The following is a 20,818-nucleotide window of genomic DNA, read 5'->3' as shown; positions in this document are numbered from 1 at the left end:
TCATGGAGAGGGTGGGGTCAGGGGGCGGGCGCGATCCGGGCCAGCTGCCAGATGCTGCGCGAATAGATCACCTCGGCCCGCAGCGCCGCGTCGCTGTCAAAGGGATAGATGACCCACAGCGGCCCCTTTTCGCGGATCGACATCGGTTCGCCATCCATGTGATAGGCGACGATCGGGTGGTGCTCGGTGACCTCGTCCAGCGGGATCTCGACGGCATAGTCGTTGATGGCGGTCGCCTGCACGCTGCCTTCGGTGATCCCGGCATGTTCCAGCAGGTCCCGCAGCGGAACCCCGGTATATTCATGCGGCCCGTCGGTCCAGATCGTGCTGGTGGTGAAGGTCACGGCCTCCATCTCCTTCAGCGCCTCCAGGTCATAGCTGGCGGTTCCCTGGGGTCCCTCGACCGTCAGGATCGGCTCCTCGCTGGCGGCGGGCAGGGCCGTGGCGGCGAAACCGGCCGTCATGACGGCGAAGGCTGCGATAAGGGCTGGGCGTGTCATGCGCGATCCTGTGGCACGGGGTTGGGCAGTCCGGAACTGAAATCTGTCATATGTGCAGCCCAAGCGCATCATTTCGTTCGTATTCACCTTTACCCGAAAGTATAGTCGAGACATCCTAAGGCCGGTCCTGGACGGAATTTTTGAACAGGATGGGATGGTTTTACGCTGCTTTTGCAGTATCACGAAATCTTGTGATCATGATATCCAATTTCTTCGCCAATGAATTACACGAAAGAGGTGCCCCGTGAAAATCCTGATCGCAGATGATCATGACCTGATCCGGGAGACCCTCGTGATGTTTCTCACCAGCCAGAATGTCGGGGACATCACCGAGGTCGGCGACGTTCCCGAGGCCGAGGCCGCGATTTCCAAGGCCGGTCCGGACGGGTTCGATCTGGTGCTTCTGGATTACGACATGCCGGGCATGGACGGTCTGGCGGGGCTGACGCGGATTCGCAAGTTGATGGCGGGAAAGCCGGTCGCGATCCTGTCGGGCACCGCCTCGGCCACGGTCGCGCGCGAGGCGATCGAGGCGGGGGCGCGGGGCTTCCTGCCCAAGACGATGGGCGCACGGTCGCTGGCCTCGGCCATCAGCTTCATCGCGGGCGGCGACGTCTTCGTGCCCTACGGCTTTCTGGACCAGGCGGGGCCCAAGCCGGTGGGCGACCTGACCCTGCGCGAAACGCAGGTCCTGCGCGGCCTGACCGAGGGGCGGTCGAACAAGGACATCGCCCGCGAACTGGGCCTGCAGGAGGTGACGATCAAGCTGCACGTCAAGACGCTGTGCCGCAAGCTGGACGCGCGCAACCGCACCCAGGCCGCGATGATCGCGCGGGACAGGCGGCTGATCAGCTGAGACGAAAGGGGCGCCGCCTTTGCAGGCGCCCCCTGGTTGCGCAGGGGTCGCGCAGGCGCGGATCAGACGATCCCGCCGCCGCCGCCCACCGATTTCGGCCGTTCGGCCGCCACGCGGGCGCGATAGCCGGAGGCGCGAAACGCCGCCACGGGATCGACCGCCGCATCCGCGCGCAGCCGCGCCATTTGCAGGATCGGGTCGACATCGGTCCGGAAGGCCGTGCGCAGGGTCGCGGCCGCCATCAGGGCGTCGTTGTCCTGCCTGAACCCCTCCAGCGTCACGCGGTCGACCAGCGACGCCTGCACGAAGGCGCGCTGGATCTCCACGGCCGAGATCATCAGGCTTTCGATCGGGTCGGTGACGTTGTGGCTCTGGTCGATCATGTGCGACAGGTCCAGGCCCTGCCTGTCCTCCAGCTCGAGCAGCTCGTTGAAGACCAGGAACAGGCGGAAGGGGTCGATCGTGCCGGCGTCCAGGTCGTCGTCGCCATACTTGCTGTCGTTGAAGTGGAACCCGCCCAGCTTGCCTGCCCGGACCAGGCGCGCGACGATCATCTCGATGTTGACGTTCGGCGCGTGGTGGCCGAGGTCCACCAGGCACTGCGCCTTTGGGCCCAGCTCCTGCGCGGTCATCAGGCTGGTGCCCCAGTCCTGCACCACGGTCGAGTAGAAGGCCGGCTCATAAATCTTGTGTTCGGAGAAGATCCGCCAATCCTCCGGCAGCCCGGCATAGACCTGCTTCATCGCCTCCAGATAGCGGTCGAACTGGCGCGAGAGCGAAGTCTGGCCCGGAAAGTTCGACCCGTCCCCGATCCAGACCGTCAGCGCGCGTGACCCGATGGCCTGGCCGATCTCGATGCATTCCAGGTTGTGCTCGACGGCCTGCCGGCGTGTGGCCGCATCCGTATGGGACAGCGAGCCGAACTTGTAGCTGTGGGCCTGGTCCGGCTGGTCCTGGAACGTGTTCGAGTTCATGGCGTCAAAGCCCAGCCCGACCTCCTCGGCTTTTTCGCAGAGCAGCGCCGGGTCCGCCTTGTCCCAGGGGATGTGCAGGCTGACTGTGGGCGTGGCGGCTGTCAACTGGTGGATGACGCCGCAATCGTCCAGCTTGTCCATGATGCCGCGCGGCTCGCCCATCCCCGGAAAGCGGGCAAAGCGGGTGCCGCCGGTCCCGGTGCCCCAGCTGGGAACCGCGACGCCGAAGGCCATGGCGCGGGCGGTCAGCGCCTCGATATCGGCGCCGCGTCGTGCCAGCCGGGCCCCAAGCGCGTCGTAGTCGGCCGTCAGGTCGGCCCGGCGCGCGTCGTTCTGCGCCTCGATGATGCTTTGGTCGATCATGGCTTACCTCGTGAAAGCCTGGACGTTGCCGGCGTCCACGTTGAGGATGTTGCCCGTCGATTTGGCCGACAGGTCGCTGGCGAAGAAATACGCGCCCTCGGCAATGTCCTCGGGCAGGACCGACCGCTTCAGCATCGAGCGGTTGCGATACATCTCCTCCAAACCGTCCTTGTCAGTGCCATAGGTGCTGGCGCGCTGGTCCAGCCACTCACCCTCCCAGATCCGCGATCCGCGCAGGACGGCGTCGGGGTTCACCACATTGACGCGGATCCCGCCCTCGGCCCCTTCCAGCGCCAGGCAGCGGGCCAGATGGATCTCGGCCGCCTTGGCGGTGCAATAGGCGCTGGCATTGGGGCTGGCGGCAAGGCCGTTCTTGGAGGCCACGAAGATCACCGAACCGCCGATGTCCTGCGCCCGGAAGGTCTTGAACGCCTCGCGCGAGACCAGGAAATAACCCGTGGACAGGATGTCCATGTTCTTGTTCCACAGCGCCAGCGAAGTTTCCTCGATGGGCGCGGACGAGGCGATGCCCGCATTCGACACCAGGATGTCGATGCCGCCGAACTCGACCGCCATCTCGGCATAGGCCCGGGCGACCTGTGTCTCGTCGGTGACGTTCATCTGCACGCTGCGCACGACGTCGCGGCCAAAACTGCCCGCCAGTCCTTCATGGGTGGTCTGCAGCGCATTCGCGTCGATGTCGGCCAGCATGACGCAGGCGCCTTCGCGCAGGAACCGTTCCGCCGTGGCCGCGCCGATGCCGCCCGCGCCGCCGGTGACCAGAGCCACGCGGCCTGCCAGCGATTTGGGTTTCGGCATGCGCTGCAGCTTGGCCTCCTCCAGCAGCCAGTATTCGATGTCAAAGGCCTCCTGCTCGGGCAGGCCCTGATAGGTGCTGACGGCGCTGGCGCCGCGCATCACGTTGATCGCGTTCACGTAGAACTCGGCCGAGACGCGGGCCGTGGCCTTGTCCAGCGCGAATGTCAGCATGCCGACGCCCGGAACCAGGTAAACAACCGCATTGGGATCGCGCAGGGCCGGGCTGTCTGGCTTTCTGCAGCGATCGTAATAGGCGGCGTAATCGTCACGATAGGCGGCGACGGCATTGCCCAGCCCGGCAATGGTGGCATCAAGATCGGGGTTTGCGGGGTCGAAATCGACGACCAGCGGGCGGATCTTGGTGCGCAGGAAATGGTCGGGACAGGAGGTGCCCATGGGCGCCAGCGTCTCCAGCGCGTTGGAGCCGACGAATTCCAGAACCGCAGGCTGGTCGTCGAAATGGCCGACCTTGTGGCGATCCTGAGAGATCAGCCCGCGGATCACCGGCATCAGGCGCGCGGCGATGTCGCGGCGCTGCGGGGCGTCCAGCGTGGGCACCCTGGTGCCGCCAAAGGCGGGCTTGCCGGCGGTCCGTTCGTCCAGCCAGGCGGCGGCCTTGTTGATGATCTCCAGCGTCGTCAGGTAGCAATCCTGGGCGTCGTCGGCCCAGGTGAACAACCCGTGGCTTTCCAGAACCGCGCCGCGCATCTGCGGGTTCTCGGTCGCCAGCTTTTCCAGCCACAGGCCCAATTCATAGCCGGGCTTCTTCCAGGGCAGCCAGCCGATGTCGTTGCCGAAGATCTCGGCCGTCAGTTCACGCGAGTTGACGGACGCGGCGATGGCGATGATCGCATCCGAATGGACGTGATCCACATGCTTGCGGGGGACATAGGCGTGCAGCGGCGTGTCGATGGAGGCCGCGCGCGGGTTAAGCGCAAAGGTGCAATGGGGCAGATAGCCCACCATCTCGTCCTCATGGGCCATGCCGCGATACTTGCCCTTCAGCGCACGCAGCTTGTCCATGTAGAGGGTCGAGAACCCGTCCATCCCCATCGACCCGATGTCGCCGCCCGAACCCTTGACCCACAGCACCTCGACCGTCTCGCCGGTCAGGGGATCGGTCTCCATCACCTTGGCCGAGGTGTTGCCGCCGCCATAGTTGGTGACGCGCTTGTCCGAGCCCAGCAGGTTGGAGCGATAGAGCAGCTTTTCGGATTCGCTCATCGATGCGGCCTGCGCGTCGTCCCACAGGTTCTGCAGCCGTTCGGGGGCAAGAGTGGCGGTCATGGTATCCTCCCATCCTGGCGGCAGGACGCCGCGCCGTCAGGATGCGGATAGCGCGGCATTCGGCTCAAAGTCAATCAGTTTCGATCAAAACCGATCATTATGCAGGTGCAGAAACAGTTTCTGCGCGCGAAAATGATTGACACTGCGCGTTTATGATGGAAACTGAGCGCAACATCGGAGGGGACCATGCTGGAGACGGAACGACATCGCATCATCCTGTCCGCCGTGCAGGAACGTCCCGTGGTCAGCGTGTCGGACCTGTGCGCCCTGACCGGCGCCTCCGAGGCGACGGTCAGGCGCGACATCGCCCAGCTGCATGTCGCCAAGAAGCTGCGCCGCATCCGGGGCGGGGCCGAGGCCATCGCGCCGCCGCAATTCGTGGGCATCAACGCGCGCCCCTTTGCCGTCAACCAGGTGATCAACATCGCGCAGAAACGTGCCATCGCGCAGGCGGCGGTCGACCTGTGCGAGGATGGCGACGCGATCATCATCAACGGCGGCACGACGACCTTCCAGATGGTCCATCCGCTGACGACCAAGCGGCTGCAGGTCTTTACCAACAGTTTTCCCATCGCCGAACACCTGCTGAAGCAGTCCAAGAACACCGTCCTGGTGCCGGCCGGCGCGATCTATCGCGAGCAGAACATCATCCTGTCGCCCTTTGACGAGGATGGCAGCCGGCATTTCCACGCGCGCCGCATGTTCATGGGCTGCCGGGGCCTGGGGCCCCTGGGCCTGATGGAGGGCGACCCGCTGCTGGTGCAGGCCGAACAGAAGCTGATCGGCCAGGCGGACCAGCTGATCGTGCTGGCCGACAGTTCCAAGTTCCGCCAGCGGTCCAGCCTGCTGCTGTGCCCGCTGAACCGCATTCGTGCCGTCGTCACCGATGACGGGATCGAGGATCGTGCCGCCCAGATGCTGGAAGCGGCCGAAGTCCGGTTGATCGTGGCCCCCGTGGCCGCGGCCGACCGCAAGAGCCGCGTTCAGGAGGAGTGACGCGGTACCGCTCATAGGGAGGATCACATGAGCATTCTGAGAAAGGCACTGACCACCGCCGCCATCGCATCGGTGCTGATGGCGGGTGCGGCCCAGGCCGAGACGACCCGCATCGCGCTGGTGGTCAAGGCCCTGGGGATCGGCTTCTTCGAGGCGGCCAACAAGGGCGCCGAGGAGGCCGCGGCCGAGCTGGGCGACGTCGAGATCATCTATACCGGCCCCACCGACACCACCGCCGAAGGCCAGATCGAGGTGCTGAACAGCCTGATCGCGCAGCGCGTGGACGCCATCGCCGTCAGCGCCAATGACACCGACGCGCTGGCGCCGACGCTGAAGCGCGCGATGGATCGCGGCATCACCGTCATCAGCTGGGACAGCGGCGTGGCCCCCGAGGGGCGCGAGATGCACCTGAACCCGTCCTCGGCCCCGCTGATCGGCAACATGATCATCAAGCTGGCGGCCGACCAGCTGCCCGAGGGCGGCGACGTGGCGGTGCTGTCGGCGACCACGACCTCCACGAACCAGAACACCTGGATCGAGGAGATGAACAAGGCCGCGGGCGATTATCCGAACGTGAACGTGGTCGCGACGGTCTATGGCGACGACCTGGCGGACAAGTCCTATCGCGAGGCGCAGGGCCTGATGCAGAGCCACCCGGAGCTCAAGGCGATCATCGCGCCGACCAGCGTGGGCATCGTCGCGGCCGCGCAGGCGGTCACCGATGCGGGCAAGATCGGCGAGGTCAACGTGACCGGGCTGGGGCTGCCATCCGAGATGGCCGGCCACGTGAAATCCGGCGCATCGAAAAGCTTTGCGATCTGGAACCCGATCGACCTGGGCTATTCGGCCACAATGATCGCCTATCACCTGGCCAAGGATGAGGCCACGGCCGAGCCGGGCGCGACCATCCCCATCGGCCGCATGGGCGAGATCACCCTGGACGAGAACAACGAGGCCGCGATGGCCGACCCCTTCGTCTATGACAGCAGCAACATCGACGAGTTCAGCTCGATCTTCTGATCGCCGAACCTGCCCCGGCGCGCCATGTGCCGGGGCCCTTCCAGCAGGACATTTCCCATGCAGGCTGATCCCCCGGCCGCGGCCGGCCCCGTGCTGTCGCTTGACGGCATCGTCAAGACATTCCCCGGCGTGCGCGCCCTGGACGGCGTGCGGCTGCAGCTGCATGCGGGCCAGGTGACCGCGCTGATCGGCGAGAATGGCGCCGGCAAGTCCACCATCGTCAAGCTGCTGACCGGCATCTATCAGCCCGACGAGGGTCAGATCCGCGTGGACGGCCGCCCCGTCACCTTTCCGACCGCACAGGCGGCGGGCCGGGCGGGGGTCACCGCCATCCACCAGGAAACGGTGCTGTTCGACGAGCTGACCGTGGCCGAGAACATCTTCATCGGCCACGCGCCGCGCACCCGGCTTGGGCTGATCGACCGGCGGGCGATGCGTGACCGGGCGGGCGGCATCCTGCGTTCGATCGGGGCCGACCTGGACCCGGCGGCGCGGCTGCGCGACCTGGGCATCGCCAGCCGCCATCTGGTCGCCATCGCCCGCGCCCTCTCCATCGACGCGCGCGTGGTCATCATGGACGAGCCGACGGCGGCGTTGTCCCACAAGGAGATCGCCGAGCTTTACGACCTGGTCGAAACGCTGAAGGCACAGGGCAAGGCGATCCTGTTCATCAGCCACAAGTTCGACGAGATCTTCCGCATCGCCGACCGCTGGACGGTGTTCCGCGACGGGCAGTTCGTGGGCGAGGGGATGATGGCCGACGTCACGGAAGCCGAACTGGTCAATCTGATGGTCGGCCGTTCGGTGGACCAGATCTATCCCAAGCGCCCCGCCCGGATCGGCGCGCCCCTGCTGACGGTCGCGGGCTATTGCCACCCGACCGAGTTCGAGGACATCACCTTCACCCTGCATGCGGGCGAGATCCTGGGCTTTTACGGCCTGGTCGGCGCCGGCCGGTCCGAGGTGATGCAGGCGCTGTTCGGCATCACGCAGCCGTCGAAGGGCGCCTGCCGGATCGAGGGGCAGGTGCGCGTCATCCGCACCACCGCGCAGGCGGTGGAGGCGGGCATCGTCTATGTCCCCGAGGATCGCGGCCGCCAAGGCGCGGTGAAGGGGCTGCCGATCTTCCAGAACGTCACGCTGCCCTCGCTGGCGCGGACCAGTCGGGCAGGGTTCCTGCGGCTGGCCGAGGAGTTTGCCCTGGCCCGCGACTATACGCAGCGGCTGGACCTGCGCGCCGCCAGCCTGGACCAGGACATTGCCCTGCTGTCGGGCGGCAACCAGCAGAAGGTGGTCATCGCCAAGTGGCTGGCCACCAAACCCCGCGTCATCATCCTGGACGAGCCGACCAAGGGCATCGACATCGGGTCCAAGGCCGCCGTCCATGACTTCATGTCGGAACTGGCCGCCGAAGGCCTGGCCGTCATCATGGTCAGCAGTGAGATCCCCGAGGTGCTGGGCATGTCCGACCGCGTCATCGTCATGCGCGAGGGCCGCCTGGCCGCCGAATTCACCGGCGCCGCCATGACGCCCGAAAACCTGGTCCGCGCCGCTGTGGGCCTGGACCGCCAGCGCGAAGGAGAGGCCGCATGACCCTGCTCAAATCGCGCGAGGCGATCCTGGCGCTGGCGATCCTGTCGCTGCTGGCGCTGATCGCCAGCCGCTTTCCGGCCTTTGTCGCCCCCGCCAACCTGGCGCGGGTGTTCACGGACACCTCACCGCTGATCCTGCTGGCGCTGGGCCAGATGGCGGTGATCCTGACGAAATGCATCGACCTGTCGGTGGCGGCGAACCTGGCGCTCTGCGGCATGGTCGCGGCGCTGATGAACGGCGCGGGCGTGCCGCTGCCGCTGATCCTGCTGACGGTGATCGCGCTTGGCGCCGCCCTTGGCGCCTTCAACGGGCTGCTGGTCTGGGCGCTGGGCATCCCCTCGATCGTGGTGACGCTTGGCACGATGACGATCTATCGCGGCTCGATCTTCCTGATGACGGACGGGGCCTGGGTGAACGCCCACCAGATGGGCGCGGGCTTCAAGGCCTTTCCCCGCCAGGTGATCTTGGGCCTGCCGGTCATGGCCTGGATCGCGGTCCTGGCCGTGGCGCTGGTCGGACTGCTGATGACGCGCACGCCCCTGGGGCGCGCCTTCCTGGCGGTCGGCGGCAACCCCCATGCGGCGGTCTATGCCGGCATCTCGGTCGGGCGGACGCAGTTCGCGGCCTTTGTGCTGTCGGGGGCGCTGGCGGGGCTGACCGGCTATCTGTGGGTCGCGCGCTATGCGGTGGCCTATGTCGACATCGCCAGCGGGTTCGAGCTGGACGTGGTCGCCGCCTGCGTGATCGGCGGCATCGCCATCGCCGGCGGTTCGGGCAGCGTCGCGGGCGCCGTGCTGGGGGCGCTGTTCCTGGGCATCATCAAGAACGCCCTGCCGGTCGTCGGGATCTCTCCCTTCTGGCAGATGGCGATCTCGGGGGCCGCGATCCTGCTGGCCATCGCCTTCAACGCCATGAGCCGGCGCGAACCCGGCCGGATCATCCTGAAACGCGCCGAGGTGCGGACATGACCCCCCAGACCGCCCGCCAGATCCCCGACCGCCTGACCGGCCCCGCCGCCCGCGCCCTGAAAAGCTGGGAGGCGCTGCTGCTGGTCGTGGCCATCGCGATCTTTGTGCTGAACGCGATGGCCTCGCCTTATTTCCTCGACCCCTGGAACCTGTCGGACGCCAGCTTCAACTTCACCGAAAAGGCGATGATCGCCTTTGCCATGGCCATGCTGATCGTGGCGGGCGAAATCGACCTCTCCGTGGGCGCGATCATCGCGCTGGCCTCGACCGTGATGGGGGTGGCCATGGCCGCGGGGGCGCCGACGCCGGTGCTGGTGCTGCTGGGCCTGGGGACGGGCCTGGCCTGCGGGGCCTTCAACGGGCTGATGGTCGCGCGCTTTGGCCTGCCCTCGATCGTGGTCACCATCGGCACCATGAGCCTCTTTCGCGGGATCAGCTACATCGTGCTGGGGGACGGCGCCTTCACCGGCTATCCGGCCAGCTTTGCCTGGTTCGGACAGGGCTATGTCTTCTGGGTGATCACGGTCGAGCTGGTGATCTTTGCCCTGTCGGCGCTGGTCTTCGGGATCCTGCTGCACCGGACCAGCTTTGGCCGCACCGTTTATGCGATCGGCAACAACGCCACCGCCGCACGGTTTTCCGGCATCCGCGTGGACCGCGTGCGCTTTATCCTGTTCCTGCTGACCGGGGTCATGAGCGGCATCGCCGCGATCTGCCTGACCTCGCGCCTCGGCTCGACCCGGCCGTCCATCGCCTCGGGGTTCGAGCTGGAGGTCGTGACCATCGTCGTCCTGGGCGGGGTCAGCATCCTGGGCGGGTCGGGCAGCATCCTGGGCGTCGTTCTGGCGGCGCTGGTCATGGGGCTGGTGACCTTTGGCCTGGGGCTGATGAACGTTCCGGGCATCGTCATGTCGATTGTCGTGGGCGCGCTGCTGATCGCGGTCATCGCGGTCCCGCGCCTGCTGGTCCTGCTGCGGAGGAGATGATGCAGAAATACGCCTTCCGGATGATGCTGAACCCCGGCATGGCCGAGGAATACCGCCGCCGCCATGACCGGATCTGGCCCGAACTGGTCGCGCTGCTGAAGGAGGCGGGCGTTCAGGACTATTCGATCCATCTGGACCCGCAGACGGACGCGCTGTTCGGCGTCCTGTGGCGGCGCGACGATCATGGTATGGATGACCTGCCCGATCATCCGGTGATGCGCCGCTGGTGGGCGCATATGGCCGATATCATGGCGACCCATCCCGATGGCGAACCGGTTGCGGTGCCGCTGGTCCCGATGTTCCACCTGCCATGACCCGCATTGCCGTCATCGACATTGGCAAGACCAATGCCAAGCTGGCCCTGGTCGACGGCGACACGCTGGCCGAGATCGCCGTCCTGACCCGGCCCAATCGCCCGCTGCCCGGACCGCCCTGGCCGCATGTGGACCTGGAGGGGCATTGGCAGTTCTTCCTGGACGGGCTGGCGGCGATGCAGGCCGAACATAGCGTCGATGCGATCTCGGTCACGACGCATGGCGCGGCGGCGGTGCTGCTGGACGCAGAGGGCCGGGTGGCCGTCCCGATGCTGGATTACGAACATCCCGGCCCCGATGCGCTGGCGGCAGATTATGACCGGCTGCGCCCGGAGTTCGCCCGGACCGGCTCACCCCGGCTGCCGGCGGGTCTGAACCTGGGCGCGCAGCTGCACTGGCTGTTTCACACGCAGCCTGATCTGCAGCGGCGGGTGGCGCATGTGGTGACCTACCCGCAATACTGGGGCTGGCGGTTGACCGGCGAACTGGCCAGCGACGTGACCTCGCTTGGCTGCCACACCGACCTGTGGGACCCGTGGCAGGGGCAATTTTCGGCGCTGGTCGATCGGCTGGATCTGGCAGGCAGGATCGCGCCCGCGCGCCGCGCGAACGAGGTTCTGGGCGGACTTGCGCCCATGGTCGCGGCGCGGACCGGCATCCCGGCCGGAACGCCGGTGGCGGTCGGCATCCATGACAGCAATGCCTCGCTCTATCCGCATGTGCTGGGCCGCCGCGCGCCTTTTGCGGTCGTCTCGACCGGGACCTGGGTCGTGGCCATGGCGATCGGCGGTGGGGCGGCGGTGCTGGACCCGGCCCGCGACGTGCTGGTGAACGTGAACGCGCTGGGGCAGCCCGTGCCCTCGGCGCGTTTCATGGGCGGGCGCGAGTTCGAGATCATCCGCGGGGGCAGCACAGTGCAGCCGGACCCTGCGGACCGCGCGATGGTGCTGGACCGGGGCATGATGATCCTGCCTGCGGTCGAACCCGGGTCCGGCCCCTTTCGCAGCCGCCGGATGCAGTGGATCAACGAACCCCGGGACGAAGGTCCGCGCATGGTGGCGCTGTCCTGGTACCTGGCGCTGATGACCGTCACCTGCCTGGACCTGATCGCCGCCCGGGGGCCCACGGTCATCGAGGGTCCCCTTGCCCGCAACCCGGATTTCCTGGACATGCTGGCCGCGCTGCGCACAGGGGGCGTGGAAACCGCGGCCTCGGCCACTGGAACCTCGGTCGGGGCGGCGCTGTTGTGCCTGCCGCGGGGCAGGGCGCCCGCGACGCAGGCCTGGCCGATGCCGGCCCATGCCGAGGCGCTGCGGACCTATGCCGCCGACTGGCGCGCGAGGGTCGGGTGTCAGCTGTAGCCGAGCGCCGCCGAGGCGGCCTGTCCCGCCTCCGTCAGCAGGCGCACATATTCGGATTTGCGCGTCTCGTCGAAGCGGACCAGCGGAAAGGCGATGCTGATCGCCGCGACCGACTTGCCCGCATGGTCCAGCACCGGCGCCGCCATGCAGCGCACGCCGGTTTCGCTTTCCTCGATCTCTTCGGAATAGCCGCGCGCGCGGGTCTGCATCAGCTCGTCGAACAGCAGGCCCGGGTCGGTGATCGTGCGCGGGGCCAGCTTCTTCAACTCCATCGCGGCGATCCGCTCGCGGATCTCGTCGTCGTCGCGAAAGGCCAGCAGCGCCTTGCCAAGCGAGGTCGAGTGCAGCGGGTTGCGCTTGCCCAGGGTGGATTGCATCGACAGGTTATAGGCGCTGTCATATTTGTGGATATAGGCCACGCGCTGGTCGAAATCGTCCATGACGCCCAGGTTGATCGATTCCCCCGTGGCGCGGGACAGCTTGCCCATCTCGCGGTCGCAGGCCCGCAGCAGGTCCTGCTGGCCGCGCAGGATGCGCGCGCCCAGCCCGAACAGCTTCAGCGTCAGGCCGTATTTCTCGCTGTCGGCCTCCTGTTCGACATAACCCAGGTCGACCATCGTCTGCAGCAGGCGGTGCGCCGTGGTTTTTGATGTCATCGCCCGCTGCGCGATGTCGGCCAGGCTGGCGCGGCGTTCCTCGGCCAATGATTCAAGCACCGCGAACACCTTCAGCACGGCAGCGGCATTTTCGGTCTTCTGCGGTTTCTGGGTCATGGCGTCGTTCATTATTTTTCGGAACTACATTCTGGAAATTTTGCGAGCTTCTGTCAAGGGCTGCCCACGCCTCTGCAACTCCAGGCATTTCCAGCCACTCCTTTCGTTCCACCCGTCTGCTGGAGGGGCTTGATTTCCGAAACGGACTGTGGTTCCTTCAATTCCGGAACGACATTCCGGAATGAGCAGGGGGACGATCATGCATCCGCTTTTGCGGCAAAGGGAGCGCTTCATCTCGCGCGGCGAGGTCTCGGGGCTGATCGAGCGCCTGGCCGACAACCTGGTGAACATCACCGACGAGACCGGAGAGTTCCTGCTGCGGCTGGAAGACGGGCGCGTGATCGACACCAAGGGCTGGGCGGGCTGGGAATGGACCCATGGCATCGGCCTTTACGGCCTGCTGCAATACTGGCAGCTGACCGGCAGCGACAAGGCGATGGGCATCATCCGCGATTGGTTCGACGCCCGCTTGACCGAAGGCACGCCGACCAAGAACATCAACACCGTCGCGCCCTTCCTGACGCTGGCCCATCTTTACGAGCGCGACCGCAACCCGATGTGGCTGCCCTATCTGGACAGCTGGGCCGAATGGGTCATGCACGAGATGCCGCGCACCCGCGAAGGGGGCCTGCAGCACATCGTCTACAACAGCGTGAACGACCAGCAGTTGTGGGACGACACGCTGATGATGTCGGTGATGCCGCTGGCCAAGATCGGCCTGGTGCTGAACCGCCCGAATTACGTGGACGAGGCGAAATACCAGTTCCTGCTGCACGCGCAGTACCTGGCCGACACGCAATCGGGCCTGTGGTTCCACGGCTGGACCTTTGACGGCAACCACAATTTTGCCCGCGCGCTCTGGGCGCGGGGCAACAGCTGGATCACCATCGTGATCCCCGAGTTCGTTGAACTCTTGAACCTGCCCGAGGGCGACCCGACCCGCCGTCACCTCTTGTCGCTGTTCAACCGGCAGGCCGCCGCGCTGCGCGACACGCAGGACGAGAGCGGGTTGTGGCACACGCTGCTGGACGACAGGAACAGTTATCTGGAAACCTCGGCCGCGGCGGGTTTCGCCTATGGCCTGCTGAAGGGTGTGCGCCGCCGCTATCTGCCCGCCGATTATGCCCCCGTGGCCGAACGCGCGATCCGCGCCGTGATCGACAATATCAGCCCCGAGGGCGAGTTGCAGAACGTGTCCTTTGGCACCGCGATGGGCAGCGACCTCGATTATTACCGCCAGATCAAGCAGACCTCGATGCCCTATGGGCAGGCGATGGCGATGCTGGCGCTGGCCGAATACCTGCGCGGCTATATCTGACGCGCCATTGTCCTTGGAGGAGGAGACATGATGACCCGCATGACGACGATGACGGCCCTGGCCCTGATCCTGGCCTCGGGCGCGGCCCAGGCCGAGACGCTGCGTTTCGGCTATGCCCAGAACGCGACCCCCACGGTCGAGGCGATGCAGAAGTTCGCGGACCTGGTCGAGGAAAAGACCGGCGGCGATGTGACCGTCCAGTTCTTTCCCGACGGCCAGCTGGGCGGCGAACGCGAGATGGTCGAGATGGTGCAGGGCGGCGCGCTGGACATGACCAAGGTGTCGGGCGGGTTGCTGGAGAGTTTTGCGCCGGTCTATGGCGTCTTTCCGATGCCCTACCTGTTCGACGACCAGGAGCATTTCTATCGGGTGATGGACGACGCGGCCATCATGCAGCCGATCTATGAGTCCACCCGCGACCTGGGCTTTCTGGGGCTGACCTATTACAATTCGGGTGCGCGAAACTTCTACACCGTGAACAAGCCCGTGGAGACGGTCGAGGACCTGAAGGGCCTCAAGATCCGCGTGCTGCAAAGCCCGACCGCCATCCGCATGACCGAACTGCTGGGCGCCACGCCCGTCGCCATGGGCCAGGCCGAGGTCTATACCTCGCTGCAGCAGGGCGTCCTGGACGGGGCCGAGAACAACGAGTTCGCCCTGACCATCGCCCGCCATGCCGAGGTGGCCAAGCATTACAGCGAGGACGGCCACAGCCGCATCCCCGACATCCTGCTGATCGGCACCGCCGCGATGGACCGCCTGACCGAGGAGCAGCGCAGCGCCGTGGCCGAGGCCGCAAGGGAATCGACCGAGTTCCACAAGTTGGTCTGGGACGCGGCCGTCGAAGCGGCGGCCCAGGAATCGGCCAAACAGTTCGGCGTGACCTTCCACCAGGTCGACAACGCACCCTTCCGCGAGGCCGTCCAGCCGATGTATGACGAACTGCAGGGCGAGACGGCCGAGGTCGTCGCGGCCATCCGCGGCGCCGGGGCCCAGTGATGGACAGGCTGCGGCGCGGGCTGGACCTGGTCCTGGGCGCCCTGTGCTGCAGCCTTCTGATGGCGCTGGTGGCGGTGCTGGCCTGGCAGGTGATCAGCCGCTATGCGCTGAACGCGCCCTCCTCGATGACCGAAGAGATCCTGCGTTACGGCGTGATCTGGATGTCGATGCTGGGGGCGGCCTTTGCCACCGGCCGCGGCAGCCATATGAGCGTGGACATGCTGCGCGACCGGCTGGCCGGCCGCGCGCGGCTGCGCCTTGATGCGCTGGTGGCATTGGCCTTTGTGGTCTTCGCGGCCGTCGTCCTGGTCTGGGGCGGCATGAAGGGCGTCAACATCGCCGCCCGCCAGACCAGCGCGGTCATGCGCATCCCGATGAGCTGGGTCTATCTGTCGCTGCCGGTCAGCGGCGGGCTGATGATCCTCTACAGCCTGCTGAACCTGGCCGACCTGATACGCGGGCGCACGCATCACGCCGATCCGGACCGGCAGGCCGAACTGATGGGGGAATGAACCATGTCCGGTCCTGCCAGCCTGATCCTGATCTCGGTCTTCGGCGTCCTGACGGCTTTGGGCATTCCGCTGGCGCTGTCGATCACGGCGGCCGCCATCGCGGCGGTGCTGCTGGTCGTGCCCTTCGACATGGCGCTGTTCACCTCGGCGCAAAAGATGCTGGCCAGCCTGGACAGCTTTTCGCTGCTGGCGGTGCCGTTCTTCATCCTGTCGGGCGTCATCATGAATTCGGGCGGCATCGCGGTCAGGCTGGTCGATTTCGCCAAGCTAATCGCGGGCCGCATTCCCGGATCGCTGGCCCAGACCAACATCGCGGGCAACATGCTGTTCGGCGCGATTTCGGGCTCGGCCATCGCGGCCTCGACCTCGATCGGCGGCGTGATGGTGCCCATGCAGAAACGCGAAGGCTATGACCCGGGATTCGCGGCGGCGGTGAACATCGCCAGCGCGCCCACCGGCATGCTGATCCCGCCCTCGACCGCCTTCATCATCTATTCGCTGGTGGCGGGGGGTGCCTCGATCGCGGCGCTGTTCATGGCGGGCGCGATGGCGGGGCTGATGTGGGGGCTTGGCATGATGATCCTGACCGGCGTCATCGCCCGCCGATCCGGCTGGCCGGTGGCCGGCCGGATCGGAATGCAGGACGCGGTCCGCGTCATCGGCCGCGCCATCCCCAGCCTGATGCTGATCGTCTTCATCATCGGCGGCATCATGCTGGGCATCGTCACCGCGGTCGAGGCCTCGGGCATCGCCGTCATCTACACGATGCTGCTGGCCTTCGTCATCCACCGCACCGTGCCGCTGCGCGCGCTGCCCGGCTTCCTGATGGAGACGGTGCAGATGACCGGAACGATCATGCTGCTTCTGGCGGCTTCGGCCGCGCTCAGCTTTGCGATGGCCTTCACCGGCATTCCGGCGGCGGTCACGGCGCTGATCCTGGCCATTTCCGACAACCCGATCCTGGTCATGCTGATCATCAACATCGTCCTGCTGGTCGTGGGCTGCTTCATGGATATGGGGCCGGCGATCCTGATCTTCACCCCGATCCTGCTGCCCATCGCGCAGAAGGTCGGCTATGACCCGGTGCATTTCGGCGTCATCATGATCTTCAACCTGGCCATCGGCACGATCACCCCGCCGGTGGGAACGGGCCTGTTCGTCGGCGCGGGCGTGGCGCGGGTGCGGGTGGAAACGGCGGTCCGCGCGCTGGGGCCCTTCTACCTGCTGCTGCTGGCCGTGCTGCTGCTGGTGACCTATGTTCCCGCGCTGACCATGTGGCTGCCGCGCCAGTTCGGGCTGTAATCCGCCCCGGCTTGAGCCCGGCGCCGCAACGTGGAAACCTGTGGCCGATGCCGCAGGAGGGAACGCGATGGTGACTGCACCCACGGGGGCGCTGACGGACGAGGCGCAGGGCTTTCTGGACGCGCATCCGGAGGTCGAGGCGATCGACATCCTGCTGTCGGACCTGCATGGGATCGGCCGCGGCAAGATGATCCGACGGCATGAGCTGGCGTCGCTGTTCCGGGCCGGGCGCGGCATGCCGGCCTCGCTCTTTGCGCAGGATGTCGAGGGCAACGACGTGCCCGCCGCGCTGGACACCCAACGCGATGGCGGCGGCGACAGCCTCTGCTGGCCGGTGCCCGGCACCCTGGGCCGGCAGCCGAATGGGCGCGGGCTGGTGCTGTTGCAGATGTTCGACCGCCAGGGCGGGCCGGTGCCCCATGACCCGCGCGGCGCGATGATGGCCCAGATCGCGCGCGCCCGCGCGGCCGGCTATCAGCCGATGGGGGCGCTGGAGCTGGAATTCTACCTGCTGGATGCGCGGGGCGGCATGGCGCGCGCGCCGCTTGGGGGGCGTCGGCTTTCGGGGACCAACTGCATGTCGGTGGATGAGCTGGACGAGATGTCGCCCTTTTTCGAAGCCGTTTATGCGGCGGCCGCCAGCTTTGACCTGCCGCTGGAAACGCTGATCTCGGAATACGCGCCGGGCCAATTCGAGCTGACGCTGCGCTATCGCGACCTGGCGCGCGCCGCCGACGACATCGTGCTGGTCCGCCAGATCCTGCGCAGCACGGCCCGTCGCTTTGGCATGCGGGCCTGTTTCATGGCGAAACCCTTCGGCGGCCGGTCGGGGTCGGGGATGCACCTGCACCTGTCCCTGACTGATCCGCGGGGCGGGGCGAACCTCTTTGCCGATGGCCCACAGGGGGACCTGTCGCCCCTGATGCTGAACGCCATTGGCGGGATCCGTGCGGCGATGGCCGACAGCATGCTGGTGCTGGGGCCGACGCTGAATTCCTGGCGCCGCCTGTCGGGGGCGATCTATTCGCCGGCCTGCAACAGCTGGGGCCTGGATGACCGGAACGTGGCCCTGCGCATCCCCGGCGGCGATGGGGCCGCGCGCCATTTCGAACACCGCGTGGCGGGGGTGGATGCCAATCCCTACCTCGTCGCCGCCTGCGTGCTGGGCAGCGCGCTGGACGGGATCGAGGCGCGAACCGATCCGGGCCCAGCATCCTCGGCCGAAGGCGCGCCGCCCCTGCCATGCGACTGGTCGCAGGCGGTCCAGGCCTTTGCGGGTTGCGCCAGCATGCGGCGCATCCTCGGCCCCGACCTGCACACGGCCTATGCGGCCATCAAGCAGCACGAGGTCGCGCGCCTGGCCGATCACGTCACCGATATCGAATGGCAGCTTTACGGCACGCTCTAGCGCTCACGCCCGGGGCATGTCGCCGAACTGCCAGCGGCCGTCGCCCAGCAGGGGGCTGGCCCGGTCCAGCGCCAGCGGGCTGCGCGAAAACCGCAGCGGCGTGCGCAGGCCGGCGATGCCCTCTGGTGCGATCACCAGATCGCGTGCGACGACCTGCGGGTCGGCCAGCGCCTCGTGCACCTGGTTGATCGGGCCGCAGGGGACGCCGGCGGCGGTCAATGCCTCGATCAGCGCGGCGCGGGACCGCTGGCGGGTCGCGGCTTCGATCCGTGCCACCAGCCGATCGCGATGGGCCACGCGGGCGCCGTTGGTGGCGAAATCCGGCTGCCCCGCCAGATCTGCCAGGTCCAGCGCCCGGCACAGCGCCGCGAACTGCCGGTCGTTGCCGCAGGCGATCACGACATGCCCGTCCGCGGCCGGAAACACCTGATAGGGCACGATGTTCGGATGCGCATTCCCCAGGCGCGACGGCACCAGCCCGCCCAGCAGGTGGTTCGTCGCCTGGTTGGCCAGCGCGGCGACGCCGCAATCCATCAGCGACAGGTCCAGATGCTGGCCAAGGCCGGACCGCGCCCGTTCGGCCAGGGCGGCCTGGATGCCGATCACGCCGTAAAGCCCGGTCAGGATGTCGATCCAGGCGACGCCGATCTTTTGCGGCTGGCCGTCCGGCTCGCCCGTCAGGTCCATGATCCCGCACAGGCCCTGGATCATGAAGTCGTAGCCCGGCTGCTGCGCCCGCGGACCGTCCTGCCCAAAGCCCGTGACCGAGGCATAGACCAGCCCCGGATTGCCCTTGGACAGGCTGGCATAGTCCAGCCCGAACCGGGCCAGCCCCCCGACCTTGAAGTTCTCGATCACGACATCTGCCCCGGCGATCAGCGCCTTCAGCCGCGCCAGGTCATCCGTATCGGCAAAGTCGCAGGTGACCGAGGTCTTGCCACGGTTGGCCGCGTGGAAATACGCGGCCACGCGTTCCGTCCCGCCATCGGGGCGCGGCCGGTCGATGAAGGGCGGCCCCCAGCTGCGCGTGTCGTCGCCGCCCGACGCCTCGACCTTGATGACCTCGGCTCCCAGGTCGGCCAGGGTCTGGCCGATCCAGGGACCGGCCAAGATCCGCGCCAGTTCGACGACCTTCAGGCCCCTCAGCGGCGCGTCCGACATCAGCCGAACGCTTGCAGGCCGGTCTGGGCGCGGCCCAGGATCAGGGCATGGACGTCATGGGTGCCCTCGTAGGTGTTCACCGTCTCCAGGTTCTGGGAATGGCGCATCACGTGGTATTCGATCTGGATGCCGTTGCCGCCATGCATGTCGCGGGCCATCCGCGCGATGTCCAAGGCCTTGCCGCAGTTGTTGCGCTTGATCAGCGAGATCATCTCGGGGGCAAAGCGGCCCTCGTCGAACAGGCGGCCGACGCGCAGGCTGGCCTGCAGGCCCAGGGCGATCTCGGTCTGCATGTCAGCCAGCTTCTTCTGGTACAGCTGGGTCGCGGCCAGCGGGCGGTTGAACTGCTTGCGGTCCATGCCATAGCGGTGGGCGCGCAGCCAGCAATCCTCGGCCGCGCCCATGACGCCCCAGCTGATGCCATAGCGGGCCCGGTTCAGACAGCCGAAGGGGCCGCCCATGCCCTCGATGCCGGGCAGCAGCGCCTCTTCGCCGACCTCGACATCCTCCATGACGATCTCGCCGGTGATGGAGGCGCGCAGGCTCAGCTTGCCGCCGATCTTGGGGGCCGAAAGACCCTTCATGCCCTTTTCCAGCACAAAGCCGCGCACCTTGCCGCCATGCGCCTCGGACTTGGCCCAGACCACGAAGACATCCGCGATCGGGCTGTTCGAGATCCACATCTTGGCGCCGTTCAGGCGGTATCCGCCCTCGGTCGGGGTGGCGCGGGTCTTCATGCCACCGGGGTCCGACCCCGCGTCGGGTTCGGTCAGGCCAAAGCAGCCGATCCATTCGCCGCTGGCAAGTTTCGGCAGGTATTTCCGCTTCTGCGCCTCCGAGCCATAGGCATGGATCGGGAACATCACCAGGCTGGACTGGACCGACATCATCGAGCGATAGCCGCTGTCCACCCGCTCGACCTCGCGCGCGACCAGCCCATAGGACACATAGGAGGCGCCGACCCCGCCATATTCCTCGGGGATGGTCACGCCCAGCAGGCCCGATGCACCCATCTCGCGAAAGATTTCGGGGTCGGTCTCCTCGTTCAGATAGGCCTTCTCGACCCGCGGCAGCAGCCGGTCCTTGGCGAAGGCCGCGGCGGTATCGCGGACCATGCGCTCGTCCTCGGACAGCTGGTCCTCCAGCAGAAAGGGGTCCTGCCAGTTGAAGCTTTCGCCCTTGTGGGAATGTCCTGCCATTGTCCGATCCTCCGCTGCGGCCATCATCATTCGCTTGCGACAGGTTCTAGCGACTTGACGGCGGGATGGAACGGATATGATCGTATGAGTTTATTCGGTTTTGGAATAT

19 protein-coding genes are annotated in these 20,818 nt (G+C 66.9%); 13 read left to right on the top strand and 6 right to left on the bottom strand.

From position 1 onward, the window contains the following. Positions 1-17: 17 nt before the first annotated feature. Entirely contained in the window at positions 18-500 is a 483-nt protein-coding gene (locus ACNR9W_RS11270) for a putative pterin-binding protein (protein WP_419267213.1), read from the bottom strand. A gap of 244 nt (positions 501-744) precedes the next feature. On the opposite strand from ACNR9W_RS11270, the gene ACNR9W_RS11265 reads away from it, so the two are divergent. Continuing rightward, complete coding sequence (locus ACNR9W_RS11265; protein ID WP_419267214.1) at positions 745-1,356, top strand: response regulator transcription factor; 612 nt, start codon at positions 745-747, stop codon at positions 1,354-1,356. A 62-nt stretch (positions 1,357-1,418) separates the two neighbouring features. Here ACNR9W_RS11265 and rhaI read toward each other — a convergent pair whose 3' ends face one another. Together rhaI and ACNR9W_RS11255 are read right to left on the bottom strand one after the other, a co-directional pair. Next, on the bottom strand, positions 1,419-2,693 hold the full coding sequence (gene rhaI / locus ACNR9W_RS11260; protein WP_419267215.1) for an L-rhamnose catabolism isomerase: 1,275 nt from the start codon (positions 2,691-2,693) through the stop codon (positions 1,419-1,421). 3 nt (positions 2,694-2,696) lie between these two features. Then, positions 2,697-4,799, bottom strand: a complete 2,103-nt coding sequence (locus ACNR9W_RS11255) for a bifunctional rhamnulose-1-phosphate aldolase/short-chain dehydrogenase (RefSeq protein WP_419267216.1) — start codon at positions 4,797-4,799, stop codon at positions 2,697-2,699. A gap of 186 nt (positions 4,800-4,985) precedes the next feature. Here ACNR9W_RS11255 and ACNR9W_RS11250 point away from each other — a divergent pair, with 186 nt between their 5' ends. The 7 genes from ACNR9W_RS11250 to ACNR9W_RS11220 are packed head-to-tail and all read left to right on the top strand — an operon-like array spanning position 4,986 to position 12,037. Further along, positions 4,986-5,795 carry a DeoR/GlpR family DNA-binding transcription regulator gene (locus tag ACNR9W_RS11250; protein WP_419267217.1) on the top strand — a complete coding sequence of 270 codons (810 nt, stop codon included), beginning with the start codon at positions 4,986-4,988 and terminating at the stop codon, positions 5,793-5,795. 27 nt (positions 5,796-5,822) lie between these two features. Further along, positions 5,823-6,815: a rhamnose ABC transporter substrate-binding protein gene (gene rhaS / locus ACNR9W_RS11245; RefSeq protein WP_419267218.1), complete on the top strand. Its 993-nt coding sequence runs from the start codon at positions 5,823-5,825 to the stop codon at positions 6,813-6,815. 57 nt (positions 6,816-6,872) lie between these two features. After that, on the top strand, positions 6,873-8,408 hold the full coding sequence (locus ACNR9W_RS11240; protein WP_419267219.1) for a sugar ABC transporter ATP-binding protein: 1,536 nt from the start codon (positions 6,873-6,875) through the stop codon (positions 8,406-8,408). Further along, the gene (locus tag ACNR9W_RS11235; RefSeq protein ID WP_419267221.1) at positions 8,405-9,376 is read left to right on the top strand and encodes an ABC transporter permease; all 972 of its coding nucleotides are present in this window, start codon (positions 8,405-8,407) and stop codon (positions 9,374-9,376) included. The genes ACNR9W_RS11240 and ACNR9W_RS11235 overlap by 4 nt, the downstream gene beginning before the upstream one ends. Beyond that, a complete protein-coding gene (locus ACNR9W_RS11230; RefSeq protein WP_419267222.1) occupies positions 9,373-10,362 on the top strand; it encodes an ABC transporter permease in 990 nt (329 codons plus the stop codon). Before ACNR9W_RS11235 ends, ACNR9W_RS11230 begins: the two co-directional genes overlap by 4 nt. Then, a complete protein-coding gene (gene rhaM, locus ACNR9W_RS11225; RefSeq protein WP_419267223.1) occupies positions 10,362-10,676 on the top strand; it encodes an L-rhamnose mutarotase in 315 nt (104 codons plus the stop codon). The genes ACNR9W_RS11230 and rhaM overlap by 1 nt, the downstream gene beginning before the upstream one ends. Continuing rightward, positions 10,673-12,037 (top strand): FGGY-family carbohydrate kinase, encoded by a 1,365-nt coding sequence (locus tag ACNR9W_RS11220; RefSeq protein WP_419267224.1) that lies wholly within the window; start codon positions 10,673-10,675, stop codon positions 12,035-12,037. Before rhaM ends, ACNR9W_RS11220 begins: the two co-directional genes overlap by 4 nt. Here the strand turns inward: ACNR9W_RS11220 and kdgR are convergent. Continuing rightward, a complete protein-coding gene (gene kdgR, locus ACNR9W_RS11215; RefSeq protein WP_419267225.1) occupies positions 12,028-12,810 on the bottom strand; it encodes a DNA-binding transcriptional regulator KdgR in 783 nt (260 codons plus the stop codon). The two genes, ACNR9W_RS11220 and kdgR, sit on opposite strands and share 10 nt — an antisense overlap. 199 nt (positions 12,811-13,009) lie before the next feature. Here kdgR and bglB point away from each other — a divergent pair, with 199 nt between their 5' ends. The 5 genes from bglB to ACNR9W_RS11190 all read left to right on the top strand — a co-directional run bounded on the left by bglB (position 13,010) and on the right by ACNR9W_RS11190 (position 18,349). After that, positions 13,010-14,128 (top strand): beta-galactosidase BglB, encoded by a 1,119-nt coding sequence (gene bglB / locus ACNR9W_RS11210; protein ID WP_419267226.1) that lies wholly within the window; start codon positions 13,010-13,012, stop codon positions 14,126-14,128. 27 nt (positions 14,129-14,155) lie between these two features. Then, complete coding sequence (locus ACNR9W_RS11205; RefSeq protein WP_458478489.1) at positions 14,156-15,127, top strand: TRAP transporter substrate-binding protein; 972 nt, start codon at positions 14,156-14,158, stop codon at positions 15,125-15,127. Next, positions 15,127-15,639, top strand: coding sequence for a TRAP transporter small permease (locus ACNR9W_RS11200; RefSeq protein WP_419267228.1), 513 nt, complete (start codon positions 15,127-15,129; stop codon positions 15,637-15,639). The genes ACNR9W_RS11205 and ACNR9W_RS11200 overlap by 1 nt, the downstream gene beginning before the upstream one ends. 3 nt (positions 15,640-15,642) lie before the next feature. Continuing rightward, entirely contained in the window at positions 15,643-16,941 is a 1,299-nt protein-coding gene (locus ACNR9W_RS11195) for a TRAP transporter large permease (RefSeq protein ID WP_419267229.1), read from the top strand. Positions 16,942-17,008: 67 nt separating this feature from the next. Further along, complete coding sequence (locus tag ACNR9W_RS11190; protein ID WP_419267230.1) at positions 17,009-18,349, top strand: glutamine synthetase family protein; 1,341 nt, start codon at positions 17,009-17,011, stop codon at positions 18,347-18,349. Positions 18,350-18,352: 3 nt separating this feature from the next. On the opposite strand, the gene ACNR9W_RS11185 is transcribed toward ACNR9W_RS11190, so the two are convergent. Continuing rightward, positions 18,353-19,510, bottom strand: a complete 1,158-nt coding sequence (locus tag ACNR9W_RS11185) for a CaiB/BaiF CoA transferase family protein (protein WP_419267231.1) — start codon at positions 19,508-19,510, stop codon at positions 18,353-18,355. After that, entirely contained in the window at positions 19,510-20,709 is a 1,200-nt protein-coding gene (locus tag ACNR9W_RS11180; RefSeq protein WP_419267232.1) for an acyl-CoA dehydrogenase, read from the bottom strand. Before ACNR9W_RS11180 ends, ACNR9W_RS11185 begins: the two co-directional genes overlap by 1 nt. Positions 20,710-20,818 lie beyond the last annotated feature (109 nt).

This window comes from Paracoccus sp. T5, from assembly GCF_048538155.2.
Classification (GTDB): domain Bacteria; phylum Pseudomonadota; class Alphaproteobacteria; order Rhodobacterales; family Rhodobacteraceae; genus Paracoccus.
Note: the sequence above shows the minus strand (reverse complement) of the source record. Positions and strands in the feature narration are given on the sequence as shown.

Excerpts from the sequence above, each read along its gene's own strand:
- ACNR9W_RS11220 (WP_419267224.1), top strand. The coding sequence starts at position 10,673 with ATGACCCGCATTGCCGTCATCGACATTGGCAAGACCAATGCCAAGCTG.
- ACNR9W_RS11205 (WP_458478489.1), top strand. The coding sequence starts at position 14,156 with ATGATGACCCGCATGACGACGATGACGGCCCTGGCCCTGATCCTGGCC.
- ACNR9W_RS11255 (WP_419267216.1), bottom strand. The coding sequence starts at position 4,799 with ATGACCGCCACTCTTGCCCCCGAACGGCTGCAGAACCTGTGGGACGAC.
- kdgR (WP_419267225.1), bottom strand. The coding sequence starts at position 12,810 with ATGACCCAGAAACCGCAGAAGACCGAAAATGCCGCTGCCGTGCTGAAG.
- rhaI (WP_419267215.1), bottom strand. The coding sequence starts at position 2,693 with ATGATCGACCAAAGCATCATCGAGGCGCAGAACGACGCGCGCCGGGCC.
- ACNR9W_RS11270 (WP_419267213.1), bottom strand. The coding sequence starts at position 500 with ATGACACGCCCAGCCCTTATCGCAGCCTTCGCCGTCATGACGGCCGGT.
- rhaS (WP_419267218.1), top strand. The coding sequence starts at position 5,823 with ATGAGCATTCTGAGAAAGGCACTGACCACCGCCGCCATCGCATCGGTG.
- ACNR9W_RS11230 (WP_419267222.1), top strand. The coding sequence starts at position 9,373 with ATGACCCCCCAGACCGCCCGCCAGATCCCCGACCGCCTGACCGGCCCC.
- ACNR9W_RS11200 (WP_419267228.1), top strand. The coding sequence starts at position 15,127 with ATGGACAGGCTGCGGCGCGGGCTGGACCTGGTCCTGGGCGCCCTGTGC.
- ACNR9W_RS11195 (WP_419267229.1), top strand. The coding sequence starts at position 15,643 with ATGTCCGGTCCTGCCAGCCTGATCCTGATCTCGGTCTTCGGCGTCCTG.
- ACNR9W_RS11185 (WP_419267231.1), bottom strand. The coding sequence starts at position 19,510 with ATGTCGGACGCGCCGCTGAGGGGCCTGAAGGTCGTCGAACTGGCGCGG.
- ACNR9W_RS11235 (WP_419267221.1), top strand. The coding sequence starts at position 8,405 with ATGACCCTGCTCAAATCGCGCGAGGCGATCCTGGCGCTGGCGATCCTG.
- rhaM (WP_419267223.1), top strand. The coding sequence starts at position 10,362 with ATGCAGAAATACGCCTTCCGGATGATGCTGAACCCCGGCATGGCCGAG.
- ACNR9W_RS11190 (WP_419267230.1), top strand. The coding sequence starts at position 17,009 with ATGGTGACTGCACCCACGGGGGCGCTGACGGACGAGGCGCAGGGCTTT.
- ACNR9W_RS11250 (WP_419267217.1), top strand. The coding sequence starts at position 4,986 with ATGCTGGAGACGGAACGACATCGCATCATCCTGTCCGCCGTGCAGGAA.
- ACNR9W_RS11180 (WP_419267232.1), bottom strand. The coding sequence starts at position 20,709 with ATGGCAGGACATTCCCACAAGGGCGAAAGCTTCAACTGGCAGGACCCC.
- ACNR9W_RS11240 (WP_419267219.1), top strand. The coding sequence starts at position 6,873 with ATGCAGGCTGATCCCCCGGCCGCGGCCGGCCCCGTGCTGTCGCTTGAC.
- bglB (WP_419267226.1), top strand. The coding sequence starts at position 13,010 with ATGCATCCGCTTTTGCGGCAAAGGGAGCGCTTCATCTCGCGCGGCGAG.